General features: G+C 41.4%; 14 protein-coding genes. 12 read left to right on the top strand and 2 right to left on the bottom strand.

Going from position 1 to position 15,817, the window contains the following annotated elements; translation table 11 throughout:
- The first annotated feature begins 53 nt into the window (after positions 1-53).
- The 10 genes from BMX84_RS04790 (at position 54) to BMX84_RS04745 (ending at position 12,841) form a co-directional block, all read left to right on the top strand.
- A complete protein-coding gene (locus tag BMX84_RS04790) occupies positions 54-329 on the top strand; it encodes a post-transcriptional regulator (protein ID WP_091487727.1) in 276 nt (91 codons plus the stop codon).
- Between the two features lie 150 nt (positions 330-479).
- Complete coding sequence (dinB, locus tag BMX84_RS04785) at positions 480-1,622, top strand: DNA polymerase IV (RefSeq protein ID WP_091487688.1); 1,143 nt, start codon at positions 480-482, stop codon at positions 1,620-1,622.
- A gap of 2 nt (positions 1,623-1,624) precedes the next feature.
- On the top strand, positions 1,625-2,929 hold the full coding sequence (locus tag BMX84_RS04780) for a DRTGG domain-containing protein (RefSeq protein WP_091487687.1): 1,305 nt from the start codon (positions 1,625-1,627) through the stop codon (positions 2,927-2,929).
- A 21-nt stretch (positions 2,930-2,950) separates the two neighbouring features.
- Positions 2,951-3,916, top strand: a complete 966-nt coding sequence (locus tag BMX84_RS04775) for a DHH family phosphoesterase (protein WP_091487685.1) — start codon at positions 2,951-2,953, stop codon at positions 3,914-3,916.
- Positions 3,917-4,013: 97 nt separating this feature from the next.
- Positions 4,014-6,131: a PBP1A family penicillin-binding protein gene (locus BMX84_RS04770; protein ID WP_091487683.1), complete on the top strand. Its 2,118-nt coding sequence runs from the start codon at positions 4,014-4,016 to the stop codon at positions 6,129-6,131.
- 105 nt (positions 6,132-6,236) lie between these two features.
- Positions 6,237-6,578 (top strand): YlbF family regulator, encoded by a 342-nt coding sequence (locus tag BMX84_RS04765; protein WP_091487682.1) that lies wholly within the window; start codon positions 6,237-6,239, stop codon positions 6,576-6,578.
- 87 nt (positions 6,579-6,665) lie between these two features.
- On the top strand, positions 6,666-7,898 hold the full coding sequence (locus tag BMX84_RS04760; RefSeq protein ID WP_177165465.1) for a metallophosphoesterase family protein: 1,233 nt from the start codon (positions 6,666-6,668) through the stop codon (positions 7,896-7,898).
- On the top strand, positions 7,888-10,719 hold the full coding sequence (locus BMX84_RS04755; protein ID WP_091487679.1) for an ATP-binding protein: 2,832 nt from the start codon (positions 7,888-7,890) through the stop codon (positions 10,717-10,719). Before BMX84_RS04760 ends, BMX84_RS04755 begins: the two co-directional genes overlap by 11 nt.
- Positions 10,703-11,668 (top strand): 3'-5' exoribonuclease YhaM family protein, encoded by a 966-nt coding sequence (locus BMX84_RS04750; RefSeq protein ID WP_091487677.1) that lies wholly within the window; start codon positions 10,703-10,705, stop codon positions 11,666-11,668. Before BMX84_RS04755 ends, BMX84_RS04750 begins: the two co-directional genes overlap by 17 nt.
- A gap of 156 nt (positions 11,669-11,824) precedes the next feature.
- A complete protein-coding gene (locus tag BMX84_RS04745) occupies positions 11,825-12,841 on the top strand; it encodes a peptidylprolyl isomerase (protein WP_091487676.1) in 1,017 nt (338 codons plus the stop codon).
- Positions 12,842-12,940: 99 nt separating this feature from the next.
- On the opposite strand, the gene BMX84_RS04740 is transcribed toward BMX84_RS04745, so the two are convergent.
- Together BMX84_RS04740 and BMX84_RS04735 are read right to left on the bottom strand one after the other, a co-directional pair.
- Complete coding sequence (locus BMX84_RS04740; RefSeq protein ID WP_091487674.1) at positions 12,941-13,288, bottom strand: YtxH domain-containing protein; 348 nt, start codon at positions 13,286-13,288, stop codon at positions 12,941-12,943.
- Between the two features lie 15 nt (positions 13,289-13,303).
- Entirely contained in the window at positions 13,304-13,729 is a 426-nt protein-coding gene (locus tag BMX84_RS04735) for an HIT family protein (RefSeq protein WP_091487672.1), read from the bottom strand.
- 140 nt (positions 13,730-13,869) lie between these two features.
- On the opposite strand from BMX84_RS04735, the gene BMX84_RS04730 reads away from it, so the two are divergent.
- Both BMX84_RS04730 and BMX84_RS04725 read left to right on the top strand, forming a co-directional pair.
- Positions 13,870-14,610: an ABC transporter ATP-binding protein gene (locus tag BMX84_RS04730; RefSeq protein WP_091487671.1), complete on the top strand. Its 741-nt coding sequence runs from the start codon at positions 13,870-13,872 to the stop codon at positions 14,608-14,610.
- Positions 14,607-15,812, top strand: a complete 1,206-nt coding sequence (locus BMX84_RS04725; RefSeq protein WP_091487669.1) for an ABC transporter permease — start codon at positions 14,607-14,609, stop codon at positions 15,810-15,812. Before BMX84_RS04730 ends, BMX84_RS04725 begins: the two co-directional genes overlap by 4 nt.
- Positions 15,813-15,817 lie beyond the last annotated feature (5 nt).

The raw sequence follows: 15,817 nt of genomic DNA, 5'->3' as shown, positions 1-15,817 counted from the left end.
GGACACGTGTTTTACTCCCTTTTCTATTAAGTGAAGGAGGTAAATTCTTGGACATGACATCCAAAGATTTTTCCCGATATGATGTGTGGTTAAATCAGAAATTAAATGAATTCAAAAAGCATGGATACGATCAGGTCAGTCTCGATGACTTATGGGAATACTGCCTTTGTTTCATGTGGAAACATCATAAGCGTGAGAGATATTACCAGGAAGTTAATGATATTATGTCTATTAATGCTAATGATTACTTTAATTATGCGTCACTTAAAGCTCAAGTATATAGTGTCTCATCCCTTGATGAGATGGAATTCGATGATTTGTTAAGCTAATAACTAAACAAGAACAAGTAGAGCGTTTATGACTCTGCTTGTTTTTTCTTATATCAGATAAAAATCAACGGGTCATTCCTTTGAGAGGTTCGTTATTTCGACAAATTTTTAGTATAATACGTGTAAGCAGTAAGGCAGGGAGGGAGAACAATGCGCTATGGCATCCTGACATTCGATGAACCAAAAAAAGATACATCGCGAAAAATCATTCATATCGACATGGATGCCTTTTATGCTTCAGTAGAAATAAGGGAAGACCCTTCTCTGAAAAACAAACCTGTGGTCATAGCCAGACATCCTAAGGATACTGGCGGAAGGGGAGTGGTGACCACAGCCAATTATGAAGCGCGAAAATACGGTATCCATTCTGCAATGAGTGCACAGAAAGCCTTCGAATTGTGTCCGAAAGCGCTGTTTGTTCCCCCTAACTTTGACTTGTACAGAGAAGCATCCAGCAAGATGCATCAGATTTTCAGGCGCTATACAGATAAAATACAGCCTCTATCCCTGGATGAGGCCTATCTGGATGTAACGACTAATCGTATCGATCAGAAAAGTGCGACGCTTATTGCGGAGAGGATAAGAAAAGAGATCCACTCCGAACTGAACTTAACCTGTTCGGCCGGGGTCTCTTATAATAAATTCCTGGCTAAGCTGGCCTCCGATTACAACAAACCGAACGGGATCACGGTGATTCCACCGGATAAAGCGCATGATTTTCTGGTTCATCTCCCCATTGAGAAATACCATGGTGTCGGAGAGAAGTCTGTAGAAAAAATGCATGCCATAGGTATTTACAACGGGCAGGATCTGTTTGATAAAGAAGAACTTGAGCTGGTCAGGCATTTCGGGAAAATGGGACATTCCCTCTACAGAAAAGTGAGAGGCATCGACAACAGTGAAGTGAAAAATGACCGCGAACCTAAGTCCATAGGTAAAGAATCGACCTTTGCTCATAATCTGATTTCTGAAAATGAAGTCATAGGTGCTTTAAGAGAGTTATCAGCTAAAGTAATGAGGAATATGAGTAAAAAGCAGAAACATGGGAAAACCGTGGTCCTGAAGATTCGTTATGAAGATTTTCAGACCTATACCAGACGGCGGACTTTTCCTGATTATATTGATGATGAAGAGGAGTTGTTTCAGATCGCCGTCTCCATCTGGGAAGAGGAAAGCCTGGACTTGAGTGTTAGGCTCCTGGGAATAACGGTTACTGGTTTAGACTCCGTTGTCTTTGAAAATATCCCCTTGCCTTTATGGCAAAAATTTCCTGATGAAAGGAATACTGATTAAAAATGAAAACTAAGCATGAGCAGATCTTAACATTTATTGAAGCACTCCCGGTCGGCGAAAAATTATCTGTACGTCTGATCGCTAAAGAATTGAATGTCAGTGAAGGGACAGCCTACCGTGCGATCAAAGAAGCTGACAATCTCGGCCTGGTTTCAACGATCGAACGCGTCGGGACCGTTCGGATCGAATCAAAAAATAGTGAGAATATCGAGAATCTGACTTACGAAGAAATCGTGAAAATCATTGATGGCGAGGTTCACGGCGGCTTTCGGGGACTGAGAAAAACATTGGCTAAATTTGTCATTGGAGCCATGACGGAAGAAGCGATGCTTCGCTATATCTCTGGGGAATCACTGATGATCATCGGGAACCGGGACGAAGCTCAGGAACTCTCATTACTTCACGGCGCAGCTGTGTTGATCACTGGAGGATTCAAGCCGAGTGAGCATGTTATCCAGCTGGCAAATCAAAAAGAACTGCCGCTGATCAGTACGTCGTATGATACCTTTACTGTTGGAACAATGATCAATCGGGCAATGACGGATCAGTTAATAAAAAAGGAAATACTACGTATACACAATATATACACTCCCCTTGAACGAACGCAGTACCTGAAAAAAGAAAACACTGTCTATACGTATCGCATGCTCAATCAGGAAAGCACCCATTCCAGATTCCCTGTGGTACTTCCGGATATGAGACTGGCAGGCATTGTCACTGCGAAAGATGTTGTTGGACAGGATGATTCTGTTCAGATAGAGAAAGTGATGACAAGAAATCCGGCTTATGCAAAAAAACATATGAGCGTAGCTTCCGTTGCGCATACAATGATATGGGACGGTTTAGAGGTCATGCCGGTCGTGTCGGATGATATGACACTGGTCGGTGTCATATCTCGTCAGGATATCATGAAAGCCATGCAGTCTGTTCAGAAACAGCCCCAGTCTGGTGATACTATTGCCGATCAGATCAATCAGATGATCAAAGAATCGGATGACGAAAGTTATGTTTTTCAAGTCACCCCACAATCGACAGATAGCATGGGAACTATATCTTTCGGGGTATTGAGTGAAGTGATCACGGAGTCTGTGTACAATTACTTATCAAAATTAAAAAAGAAAAATCTGGTTGTTGAACAGATGAACCTGCATTATTTCAATATGATACACTTAGGGAACGCGCTGACGATCAAACCTCTTGTATTTGATGAAAACAGGCGTTCAGCACGATTGGATGTGCAGGTTTATTCAGAAAAAGTACTGGCGGCCAAAGCACTGGTCGTATGTCAGCTTATCCAAAAAAAATAGCAGGAAAAAGGAGCAATATCTATGAAATTGAAATCTGAGAATTTACAGGATCTCGATCTGAAGAAAGCGGTCTGGGATATCATAAAAAAATGGGATACGATCATCATTCATCGGCATGTCAGACCTGATCCGGATGCTATTGGTTCTCAATGTGGACTAAAGGAACTCATAAAAGCCAATTTTCCTGAAAAAACAGTCTATGCTGCTGGAGCTTCAGTGGATGACTTGAATTATCTGGATACAATGGATTATGTCGAACAGGACCTTTACGATGAGGCACTGGTCATTGTAACGGATACAGCGAACATAAAGCGTATTGATGGTGATCATTATAAACTGGCCAAACAGTGGATCAAAATCGATCATCATCCGCTCGATGATCCTTATGGAGAAGTCGAATGGGTCAACACACAAGCAAGCAGCTGCAGTGAAATGATCGCCGACTTATGGCTGACATTCCCGGATGAAATAACGATGACCAGTAAAGCGGCACGCCTTCTTTATGGAGGGATCGTCGGCGATACGAACCGTTTCCTATATGACGGGACATCGCCTTATACGATGAAGGTAGCCAGTGAACTGATGACGTTTGATTTCTCACATACAGAATTGAACAATAAAATGAACGAGATCCAGCCGCATACGAGTAAACTGATGGGGTATGCTCTAGAAAATTTCACCTTGTCTGAAGATGGCGTAGGACATATCATTCTCACACAGGATATATTGAAGTCACTTGGAAATGAAGATGGAGATACACATCCGATCGTGCCTTTTCTTGGAAAAATCGCAGGTGTTAAAATATGGGCTGTATTCGTGGAACAGCCAGAAGGAGCTTTCCGCGCCCGCTTAAGATCTAAAGGACCAGTGATCAATACCGTAGCCTCACAGCATCGCGGTGGAGGCCATCCTCTGGCAAGCGGTGCCCATGCGGAAGATATGGGTGAAATAGAAGATATTCTAAAAGAGCTCAGGGAAAGTGTTTGATCGATCGCATCATTTATCATCCTAAGGTCTGATAGACTAATGCGGTGAATATGGTAACCTTGAGATAAGAGATGATAAAAGCTATAGAGGGATTATTATGACTAAAAATGAAATGAAGAACAGGGTTAAAAAAGGTTTCAGTCGAGTCCATGCATACGTATCACCAGGACTCCAGCGCATGTTCCTTCTTTTAAGAAGAAAGTGGAAAAAGCTGCATATGACTAAATTGCTGATGCTTTTCGGATTGACAGTAGCCTTAGTATTTAGTGTTTATTTAGCCATCCTGGCAGAAGCGGCAGATGTGGATTCTCTGCACGCCGGTCTGGCTCAGCCCACAACGGTCATTGATGACTCGGGAGAAGAAGCGGGACAGCTTTATGCACAAAAAGGAACATATAGTGAAATCGATGAAATATCGAAAAATATAACCGATGCCGTCATTGCTACTGAGGATCAGCGATTCCGTCAACATAGAGGATTCGATCCTATCGGTCTGGGTCGGGCAGCAATAGGCTATGTGGTCAACCGAGGTAGAATCGTCGGTGGCGGGAGTACCATTACGCAGCAGCTGGCAAAAAATGCTTATTTATCAGCTGACCAGACGATCATGAGGAAACTGAAAGAACTTTTCCTAGCCATCGAAATAGAAAAGAATTACAACAAGGATTATATCCTTGAAATGTATTTGAACAATGCCTACTTCGGAAATGGCGTTTGGGGCGTGGAAGATGCCTCGCTTAAATATTTTGGGAAATCGGCTGATGAAGTGACGGTTCCGGAAGCCGCTTCTCTAGCAGCTATGCTGAAAGCGCCGAGTCACTATAACCCGATCGATGACTATGAACGGGCGATCGAACGGCGAAATGTCGTTCTGAAATTAATGGAAGATACAGAAGTTATAACCACAGAGGAAAAACTGGCTTATCAGAAAACAGAGCTGGATTTGTCAGACGGCTATAACAGGCAGGATAATTACCGTTACCCGTATTATTTTGATGCGGTGATCAATGAAGCCAGTAATGACTATGGAATCGAAGAAGAAGATCTGCTGAACAATGGTTATACGATCTACACTTCACTCAATCAGACACATCAGCAGCAGATGGATGCTGTCTATGAAAATAACCGCCTGTTTGAGACGGCTCCAGATGGCACGATAGCACAAAGCGCCTCCATAGCATTGAACCCGAAAACGGGAGGGGTGACAGCTGTTGTTGGCGGGCGTGGCGAGTACACGTTTAGAGGTCTGAACAGAGCGACACAGAGTTACAGGCAGCCAGGATCTGTCATCAAGCCGCTTGGTGTTTATGCTCCTGCTCTGGAAGAAGGGTATGATCCCTATTCCATGCTGGTAGATGAAGAACTGTCATATGGAGAAACAGAGTATACCCCTACGAATCTATCTGGAACATATGAGGGAGAAGTCCCAATGTATAATGCCTTATCCAGAAGTTTGAACGCACCGACAGTCTGGCTGCTCAATGAAATAGGCATCGATAAAAGTGTCAGAAAACTGGAACGATTCGGTATCGATGTTGAAGAAGGGGAACGGACCCTTGGTACCCTTGCGTTAGGCGGCGGATGGCATAAAGGCGTTTCTCCACTGGAGATCGCAAGTGCCTACAGTGTCTTTTCGAATGACGGACTGCGAGCCGAACCGCGTTTCATTACAAAAATCGTGGATGCTACCGGGGCTATCATCGTAGACAATACAGAAGCAAATATGACACGTGTCCTGTCCAAGGATGTGACCAGTGAAATGAACAGTATGCTGTTGAGTGTCTTTGAATCAGGTACAGCAAGAAATAATCAGCCTGATGGCTTTAAAGTTGCCGGCAAAACTGGAACTACCCAGACAGCAACCGGTGTCGGTTCCAATGATCAATGGATCGTCGGCTATACACCTGATATCGTGCTGGCAAGCTGGACGGGTTATGACCGCAATGCCTACCATCTGACTACTTATAGTTCACAAGGTATCGGTATGGTGTTAAAGGCTCAAATGGAAGGGATCCTTCCTCACACTGAACAGTCCACTTTCTTAGTTGAAGAGGCTGGTGAAGGCTATCAGCAAGAACAGGATTCAACCATTTTTGAACAGTTCACCGGCGGAATGGAAGAAGCTGGGGAAATAATAAAAGAGGGAGCCTCTCTCTTTAAAGATAAAACCAGCGAGCTGTTCGAACGATTCAGAAACAGAACACAAAACGAGTAGGTAAAGCGAAAATGAATCTTTTCTGGTATCTGTTTTCTATTCATGATACACTTGTAAAGGAAGAAAAAACGTTCGTATAGGAACGAAAACTGAAGGGATGATAGTATGTCCGTAAATATTTATGACACGGCTAACCAATTGGAACAAGATTTAAGAAAAACTGATGAATTTCAAAAACTTGATGCAGCATTCAAAGCTGTAAAAGAAGATGAAGAAGCAAATCAGGTATTCAATGAGTTCAGACAAGTTCAGCAACTGATTCAACAGAAACAAATGAGTGGTCAGGAAATCACTGAAGAAGAAGCTCAACAGGCACAGGAAGTTTCAAATAAGATCGGTGAGAACGAACTGATCACTAACTTGCTCGAAGCTGAAAAAAGTGTTGGACAAATGATCGATGATATCAATCAGACAGTTCTGAAACCTGTCAGAGAATTGTATCAATAAGAGTTTTTAGAAAGGACTTACTCGTGGAGTGAGTCCTTTTCCTGAAAACTATAAAGAACATACGTGCCCGAAAAAGGATGGATGAAAATGGTTCGATACATACATGCAGCTGATTTACATTTAGACAGTCCTTTCAAAGGATTAATAAACATACCAGAAGAGCTTTTCAACAAAATTAAAGCATCGACATTTGAATCACTAAGAAATATTGTCGATGCAGCCCTTTCCCATCACGTCGACTTTGTTCTGCTTGCAGGTGATATTTACGACATAGAAGACCGTAGTATCCGTGCACAGGTCCACCTGAGAAAGGAACTGGACCGTTTGAATGAAGCTGATATCAGTGTTTTTCTCATACATGGTAATCATGATTTTTTGACCAATGATGAACTACACCTTGCGCTGCCGGAGAATGTCGTTGTGTTCGGTCCGGAAGTCGAAACGAAGATACTGGAGACAGCGAGTCATGAAAATGTGGCAGTCAGTGGCTTCAGTTATGACCGGAACTGGATAGAAGAAAGAAAAATCAGCGACTATCCATCCAGGAATGTAAAATGCGATTTCCATATAGGAATGCTTCATGGCTTCATGGAAGGTCAGGCCGCAGAACATGCACGGTATGCTCCCTTTAGCTTGTCAGAGCTTAAGGAAAAGAATTATGACTACTGGGCACTGGGGCATATCCACAAACGACAGCAGCTCTCACAGGATCCGCTTGTCTATTACAGCGGAAATACTCAAGGGAGACACAAAAATGAAGCCGGTGAAAAAGGATGTCTGCTCGTGGAACTGACAAAATCTCATGAAGACGTGACGTTTATCCCAACTGCAGATATCAGATGGCAGACAGTGGATCTGGATGTCACCTCTCATGAATCTATGAACGGGATTTTTGATGAAATAAAAGAAGGTCTGGCTAATGAAGAGTTAACCAATTCGCTGATCAGTCTTAATCTGTCAATTTCACCAGATACTCCGCAGACAGTTATTCAGAAGTTGGAAGATGAAGCTTTTTATCAGGTTTTCCAAAAAATCGGCCCGTCAGCATTCGTTTATATCGTTTCAGCCCGAATCAAAGTGAATAATACTGATCAACAGGTGCTTTCGCTTGAAAGTTCCTTTCCCTCCGCTTGGGAAAAGGCTGTGAGTGATGTCAGCAAAGACGAAACGTTTCAGGAAATGACTCAGGAGCTGTTTTCTCAGCATGCTTATGCCAGGTATGTTGATGATGATCAGGAAAAAATAAAAAATGACAGCATTGATGCAGCCAAGCAGTTACTGGTGCAGGATTTAGGAGACGAGATCAGTTATGATAATTAAGAAATTGATTATTTATGGCTATGGCAAATGGATCGATACTGAGTTTGATATACAAGCTCCTTTTCATTTGTTCATGGGAGAAAATGAAGCAGGGAAATCGACATTGATGTCATTCATCCATAGTATGTTTTTTGGCTTTCCCACGCGGCACAGCTCCGCCAAGCGTTACGAACCAAAAGAAAGCAGCCGTTACGGTGGTAAAATAATCATCCAGGATGAACGGTTTGGGGAAGTCAGCATTGAACGTGTTTCTGGAAAAGTGACCGGGGATGTCACTGTAACGCTTGAGGACGGGACGACCGGTGATGAGGCAATGTTAGCCATGCTCTTTTACAGCAAGTCCCGCTCTTTTTATGAAAACATTTATTCATTTGACCTGAAAGGTATCGAAAATGTTCAGGATTTAAGCAAAGAACAGTTGAATCGCTTTTTCTTGAGTATTGGAGCACTCGGCCATGAGAAATACTTAAAGCAGGCGGACCATTATCATGTCCAGGCGGGAAAATTATTTAAGCCGATGGGAAGAAAACCTGAAATCAATCAGCTGCAACTGAAATTGAAAGAAAAGCAGCGTGGAGTAGAAAAAGCTAAAGAGAAGAATGAATCCTATATCAATCTGATAAAGTCTCACTTATCTAAACAGGAAACGATGAAAGAAATAGAAAAGGAACTGGCCAGTACCCTGGATGAACTGAACCACTTGAATGAGCTATCGAAGTATAAAGAGACCTTAGAGGAAATCGATTTGCTCAAAAATCAGTTGAAAAAGATGCCGGATCCAGATCTGCCCGAAGATGGACTTTATCAGTTGAAGCAGACAAACAGTGAAGTCGAAACATATCAGCAGAAAATCAATGAACTGCAGGATAAACAGAAAACCTTGCAGCATCAATACAAACCGTCTAAAGAACTTATCCTGTATCAGCAGAATGAAGAGGAATTAAGCCAGTTCGAAAAAGAACTGGATCGCTGGGAAGATAGTGTACAGGCGCTGCAGCTGAAAAGGAAAGATTTATCAAATCTCGAACAGATGATAACTGAAATCAAAATCCGAGAAGATATCTCTCTTGCGGACGAGATTCCACCTGCACTGGAACAGTCGGGTATCAGTTATCTGAACAGTACTCGCAATCGGAGGAAGGAACTGGAAAAGAAACGCCTGGCGCTTGAGGAAGACAAACGAAACCTCATGCATCGAATCAACATAAATAATGATATGATGGATAAAATCGAACCAAAACTAATGTCTCTTTCAGAATTCAATTCCCTCGATGCAATGGAAGAGGATTCGGAGCTTAAGAAAGAAGAGAAGAATACTAATTTTCCTGTAATGGCGGTATTTTCAGCTGCTCTTCTTTTGAGTGCCTATTTGATCACAGTAGATGTGATGGTAGGTCTGGGGACTTCATTACTTGTGCTCATAATAGCCTTTTATACCGGTTTTCGAACAAAAAATACAGCCTCAAAAAGCACTTCTGATAATCAGCGGGATCTGTTTTATCAGCAGAGAAACTTGCGTGATCAGTGGAAAGAGCTTCTTGCCATGAATGATGATTATCAGTCAAAACAGGAAGATATCGTCAAGGAACTTGATAACATAAAAACGACACAAGCATCGATCGAAGAGGACTTTAACCAATGGAAACTGAACCATTCATTTTCAGTGAAAGTCGCTCTTGATGACGTCGAGGACAAGTGGACTGTTTATCAGAAACTCAGAGAACTTGAAAAAAGAAAATCTGCATTACAACAGCAGACTGACGACATTGAAACTAGACTGAAGACACAACTGGATGCTTTTGAAGAAGCCTTTGCCCGTAAGTTCCTGTCTGGAAATGTTCTTGAAAAATTCAAAGAAATGCGGAGTATTTTTAGAGAGATAAAGAGAGAACAGCGCGGAATGAAGGAGTACATCAAACAGACAGAAGCAGTTCAGCATGAAATCAATTATTATGTACAGAAGTTGAATGAACTGAAAAAGACCAAGCGGCAGTTTATTGATTCGCTGAGTAGTGTAAACGAAGAAGACGTATACAGACTCTACGCTACACAGAAAGAAAAACAGGGAAAAGAAGCCAGGTTGTCTGTATTGTCAGCGAAAGTCCCTGTTAAAGACGGCGAGGAAACTATTCAATATAAACTGAATGATGTGAATAAAAATATGAATGAATTAAACGAACAGCATCAGAAATTAAGTGAACGACAGAAAGAATGCATGAAAGAAATCATGACGGATGAAATGAAGATCAGACGGCTAGAAGATGGCGGAGTATATACTGAACTTCTTCAGGAATTTGAAAACGAAAAGAGCTATTATCAGGAAGTGGTAACTAAATGGTCATCACTGAAAACGGCAGCAGGGATCATCGAAAAAACTCTGCATTATGCTAAAGAAGATAAACTGCCTCAGGCACTCTCAGTTGCTGAATCCTTTTTCAGTTTTTTGACAAATGGCAGGTATCAGAAATTGTTTTTTGAGGATGACGTACTGTATATCATCGACCGATTCGGCAGCAGATGGCGAAGCGACGATTTATCCAGAGGAACAGTCGAACCGCTGTATATTTCGATGAGACTGGCTTTTATAAAAGCGACTAAAGAAAGCATACGATTTCCTGTATTGATCGATGATCCTTTTGTCAACCTTGATGATGAGCGTGTCAGAAAAATGTATCAGCTCCTTAGTGAATTTGATCCTGACGTTCAAGTCATCTACTTTTCTTTTGATTCTCGAATACAGGCTTTCATCGAGGAAGATAAGTGCGTATACTTAACAAAACAAGCTGGAAAAGGAGAGATGATCCATGAAGAAAATTTATGATTATCAAAAAGATGATCAAGTCAATTTGTATGTGCTCATAAAATCAGCAGACGAGAAAATAACACGTACCAATAAACCTTATTTGTCTTTTACATTTCAGGATACAAGCGGTGAAATAAGTGCCAATTACTGGGATGTCACCCCTGAAGATATTGAAAAATTCAAGCCGGGGACGGTCATAAGACTTGAAGGCAAACGTGAAGAATATAAAGGGAATCCTCAGATCCGCATCAATGCCATCCGTCCTGCCAAAGAAGATGAACCGAACAATCCAGAACTCTACGTCGAACGGGCACCGATCAACAAAGATAAAATGGTGGAAGAGTTCAATCATGCTCTCTTTGATATCACAAATGCCAATATGAATCGTATCGTTCGTTTCATCATGAAAAAGTATCAGCATGATTTTTTTCAGAGCCCGGCAGCCAAGACCAATCATCATGCCTTTATGGGCGGACTGGCATATCACACAGTCAGTATGCTGCGTATCGCGCGTTCACTTTCCGAAATCTACACCGACTTGGATGTTTCACTGCTGTTTTCTGGGGTCATCCTGCATGATGTAGGTAAAGTAGTCGAACTCAGTGGTCCAACGGCTACTGACTATACTCTGGAAGGGAAACTGATCGGACATATCGTGATGATCAATGAAGACATTGTCAGAGCATGCAGAGAACTGAAAATCGATGAGGATCACGAGGATGTCCTGCTCCTGAAACATACAGTCCTTGCCCATCACGGGGAACTGGAGTATGGATCACCCGTACGACCACTCATACCTGAAGCAGAAATGATCCATTATATCGATCAGATCGATGCAAAAATGAACATGATTTCTTCGGCTCTCAGAAAAACAGAACCAGGTGAGTTTTCAGAGCGCGTCTGGGCAATGAATAACCGTTCATTCTACAAGAAAACGTATATAAATCCAGCTTCAGATTCTAAATAAAAAAAGAAGGATTTATGAATTGTTAATGAAAAAATCAAAAGTTTGATTTATACGTTTTCATTTTTAAATGACCTATGGTATATTTATCTAGGTACCGCTTGTTAATCCGTTAATAAGAGGAAATAAAAGAATATAATAGGATGTGTATGAGTTAGTATGAAAAAATGGTTAGTAGGCGCTATGGCTTGTTCAGGCTTATTGCTGGCAAGCTGCGCAAATAGTGAAGGCGAAGAAGTTGCATCAACTGAAGCTGGAAGAGTTCGTGAAAGTGAATTATATGAACGTATGAAAAGCGAACCTACCCAAGGCGGCATGACATACGGCGAGCAAATGCTTCAGCAAATTCTTTTAGAAGATATCCTTGAAAATGAATTTAAAGAAGATGTCACAGATGAAGAAGTAGATGCAGCGTTTGAAGAAGAAGCAGAACAGTATGGCGGCGTTGAGGCTTTTGAAGAAATGTTGACTCAACAAGGCATGTCTGCTGATGATGTAAAAGAGAACATACGCACGTCATTGTATGTGGAAGAAGCAATCATGCAGCATACTGAAATGACCGAAGAGGATGTTCAGGCTGCATATGACGAGTATGTTGTTAATTCTACAGTTGCTCATATTCTTGTCGAAGAAGAAGAACTGGCTAAAGATATCATCGATCAATTGAATGAGGGCGCTGATTTTGGTGAACTCGTAGCTGAATACTCAACCGATACAGGTACAGTTGAAGCCGGTGGCGAATTACCACTTGAACCTGGACGTTTTGTTCCAGAATTTGAAGAAGCAGCATTAAAGCTTGAAGAAGGCGAAATCACTCAAGAACCAGTGAAATCTCAATTCGGTTACCATATTATTAAAATGGTAGAAGAAGGGGAGAAAGGTACACTTGAAGAAGAACGTGAAAATATCGAAACAATGATCATCGAAGGCTATATGCAGGATCAGGAAATGGTCCAGCAGGCTATCAGCCAAGTCGTTCAGGATGCTAATGTCCAGATTGCTGACGACGAATTATCAGGCGCTATGCAGCAGTTCATGCAAATGCCTGAAGTGGAAGAACCCGCTGAAGAATCACCGGATGCAGCTATAGAAGAAGATGAAGAACCTGCAGAAGATACAGAAACATCGGAAGAAGACACAGAAACATCGGAAGAAGACACAGAAGACGCAGAGTAATAAATGAAGTAGCGTAACAAACGTAAAACACCTTTTCACCTTTCAGCTTGAGTAAACTGCTGAAAGTGAAAAGGTGTTTTTTATGACCATAGTTAATTGTCAGTAGTTGATATTGTCTGTCGTTTCCTGAGCTTCTGTCTGTATTTTTTTTGTTTTTTCCTGAATCCTGCGTAAACGAGGTTCAGCTTCATGCTGGAATTCTTTGGCAATGAGTGTCATTTCATCCATGACATCATTTTGAACGAATGATACTTCAGCTTTTAACTGGTTGATGGAATCTTTTAAATCACTCACTTTATCCGAGACATCCTGCAGGTGGTCTGATGTTTCATCTGCATAATTTCTCAGCGCCTGCTGGTTTTCTTTTCCCGAGCGTGGTGTTTTGATCAATCCGTAGATTCCCCCGGCGACTAAACCGGATAAACTTCCTAATATGAAATGTTTCATTTAAATCCTCCTCTTTCAGTTCAATTCTTTTTTGATGGCGTGCATGATTTGATCCAGGTCTTCGTCTGAATAATCATTCGTATGGGTTTCCCATTTCAAACCAAAACCATCAGTCTCATCGTATCTCGGCAGTAAGTGGACATGACTGTGAAAAACACTCTGACTGGCTATCTCTTCATTGTTCATCAGCACATTCAGTCCCTTGCAGTCCGGATCAAAGGATTTTACTGCTCTGGCTATTTTGGGTACTTTTGAAAAAACACGAGCTGCCAGTTCATCTGAGTAGTCCAGGATATTCCTGACGTGCTCTTTAGATATGACCAGTGTATGACCTTTGGTGACTTGAGACATATCCAGAATCGCAATAACATCTTCATCTTCATATATTTTACGGGAAGGGATGTCTCCTTCAATGATTTTGCAGAAAATACAATCGTCCATATAATCCCTCTTTCAGTCATTTTGTATACACTCAGTTTATCATATAATAGTGGTAAATAATAAAAAGAAGCCTAAAATCCATTTTACCCTGTTGAGATATGGTAAAATAATTACAATAAATGCAAGGAAGGAACGTTTAAATGAGTCTTAAAGTCACGAACCTGACAGGTGGATACAGTCGGACGCCTGTCCTGAAAGGTATATCGTTCGATTTAGACGATGGCGAGCTGATCGGTCTGATCGGATTGAATGGGGCTGGCAAAAGTACGACGATCAAACACATCATCGGATTGATGGATCCTTTTGAAGGGCAGATACAGTTGGATGGTAAAACGCTGAAAGAGGATCCTCCTCTTTATAGAAAGAAAATAGGGTTCATTCCTGAAACACCCTTACTTTATGATGAGCTGACTTTGAAAGAACATATCGAAATAACGGCAATGGCCTATGATGTGCCACTTTCTACAGTTATGGAGAGAGCGATGCCTCTATTGGATAAATTTCGCCTGACCGACCGTTTAGAATGGTTTCCCAGCGATTTTTCGAAAGGCATGAAGCAGAAAGTGATGATCGTGTGTGCCTTCATCATTGAACCGTCGCTGTATATCATTGATGAACCTTTTTTAGGACTTGATCCTATAGCGATCAGAGATCTTATCCAGATGATGGAACAGAAGAAGAAAGAAGGGGCTTCGCTGCTGATGTCGACGCATGTGCTGGCAAATGCAGAACGAATCTGCGATAAATTTGTGATCATCGACAATGGAGAAGTTTATGCTCAAGGGACTCTAGATGAGCTGCGTGAAAAATTTAGCATGCCGGGAGCCACGCTGGATGAAATGTATACCCAGCTGGCGGATAAAGAAGGTTTTTTAAAATGACGATAGGAGATTTATTCAAAACAAGACAATCTATTTATTACAAAAAAATGAGTAAATATCTTAAATATGTCTTGAATGATCACTTTGTCATCTTACTGCTTTTTCTGGGCGGGGCTACAGGTCTGGCTTACCAGAACTATCTGGAAGCTGTCGAGTATAATGCGTTGGTTCCCAGGCTCCTGCTTCTTATAGTTATCGGACTCACGGTTTTTTCTGGTAGTATCCGCACGCTTGTTGAACCTGCGGATGCCGTGTTCCTCTTGCCTAAAGAAAAAGCCTTTGATAAGGTGATGAAAAAAAATCTGATCTACAGTCTTATTTTTCATAGTTTCTATACTTTGTTAATAGGCGTATTAGCTGCGCCTTTACTTTCAGCGATCGGTCATATGGAGAGCAATGGTTTTGTTTTCTGGCTGCTGACGCTGGTATGCTGGAAAGTCATTCATGGCATCCATGCTTATTATTCACTGAAGCAGCACAGAAGTGAAAGGGGCAGAACTATCCGCCTCATCATTGGATCGGTTTCTATAGTGGGTATCATGGTGAGTCTTTTTATTTCCGTTATAACAGGATTTCTTATTTCAGTTGTCACGCTGGGACTATTCTTTTTATTTGTGTTTCAATATAGTCAGTCAGACAGCTGGAACTGGGAAACGCTGATCGAAACGGAACAGAGACGAATACAGAAGATATATTCCATCATCAACCTGTTTATAGAAACCCCTTATTCAAAATATAAGGTGAAACGGCTAAAATTTATGGACTTTTTGTATACACTTCCTGTACTTGACCGGAATACCGAAATGTATTTTCTGTCGCGCATGTTTGTCAGAAACTACAATTTCAGCGGCTTGTATCTAAGACTGCTGCTGATTGGAGGTGTTGTTATTTATTTTTCTGAGAACTGGATCATCAATAGTCTAATCAGCATACTTTTTTTGTATCTGATCGGGTTCCAGCTGATACCGTTAAGACAAACATTCAAAAAAACGGTGTATTTCAATTTGTATCCTAATACAGATACTGATAAAATAAAAACTATTCAAAAATTAATTTTGCTGCTACTGACAGGTGGGTCTATTATTTATAGTATATCTTCTGTCAATAGCGGTATCCTGGCATTTATGAGGTTACTGTTGCTGAATGGTATCTTCAGCCTGTTCTTTACTTATATTTATATGCCGAGACGATTAAAAAAATAAAAAGG

This window comes from Alkalibacterium putridalgicola (assembly GCF_900109825.1).
Classification (GTDB): Bacteria; Bacillota; Bacilli; order Lactobacillales; family Carnobacteriaceae_A; genus Alkalibacterium; species Alkalibacterium putridalgicola.
This window is presented reverse-complemented; position numbering and strand designations above follow the sequence as displayed.

Coding starts and splice junctions, on each gene's coding strand:
- BMX84_RS04760 (WP_177165465.1), top strand. CDS start 6,666: ATGGTTCGATACATACATGCAGCTGATTTACATTTAGACAGTCCTTTC.
- dinB (WP_091487688.1), top strand. CDS start 480: ATGCGCTATGGCATCCTGACATTCGATGAACCAAAAAAAGATACATCG.
- BMX84_RS04740 (WP_091487674.1), bottom strand. CDS start 13,288: ATGAAACATTTCATATTAGGAAGTTTATCCGGTTTAGTCGCCGGGGGA.
- BMX84_RS04775 (WP_091487685.1), top strand. CDS start 2,951: ATGAAATTGAAATCTGAGAATTTACAGGATCTCGATCTGAAGAAAGCG.
- BMX84_RS04790 (WP_091487727.1), top strand. CDS start 54: ATGACATCCAAAGATTTTTCCCGATATGATGTGTGGTTAAATCAGAAA.
- BMX84_RS04725 (WP_091487669.1), top strand. CDS start 14,607: ATGACGATAGGAGATTTATTCAAAACAAGACAATCTATTTATTACAAA.
- BMX84_RS04745 (WP_091487676.1), top strand. CDS start 11,825: ATGAAAAAATGGTTAGTAGGCGCTATGGCTTGTTCAGGCTTATTGCTG.
- BMX84_RS04755 (WP_091487679.1), top strand. CDS start 7,888: ATGATAATTAAGAAATTGATTATTTATGGCTATGGCAAATGGATCGAT.
- BMX84_RS04770 (WP_091487683.1), top strand. CDS start 4,014: ATGACTAAAAATGAAATGAAGAACAGGGTTAAAAAAGGTTTCAGTCGA.
- BMX84_RS04735 (WP_091487672.1), bottom strand. CDS start 13,729: ATGGACGATTGTATTTTCTGCAAAATCATTGAAGGAGACATCCCTTCC.
- BMX84_RS04730 (WP_091487671.1), top strand. CDS start 13,870: ATGAGTCTTAAAGTCACGAACCTGACAGGTGGATACAGTCGGACGCCT.
- BMX84_RS04780 (WP_091487687.1), top strand. CDS start 1,625: ATGAAAACTAAGCATGAGCAGATCTTAACATTTATTGAAGCACTCCCG.
- BMX84_RS04765 (WP_091487682.1), top strand. CDS start 6,237: ATGTCCGTAAATATTTATGACACGGCTAACCAATTGGAACAAGATTTA.
- BMX84_RS04750 (WP_091487677.1), top strand. CDS start 10,703: ATGAAGAAAATTTATGATTATCAAAAAGATGATCAAGTCAATTTGTAT.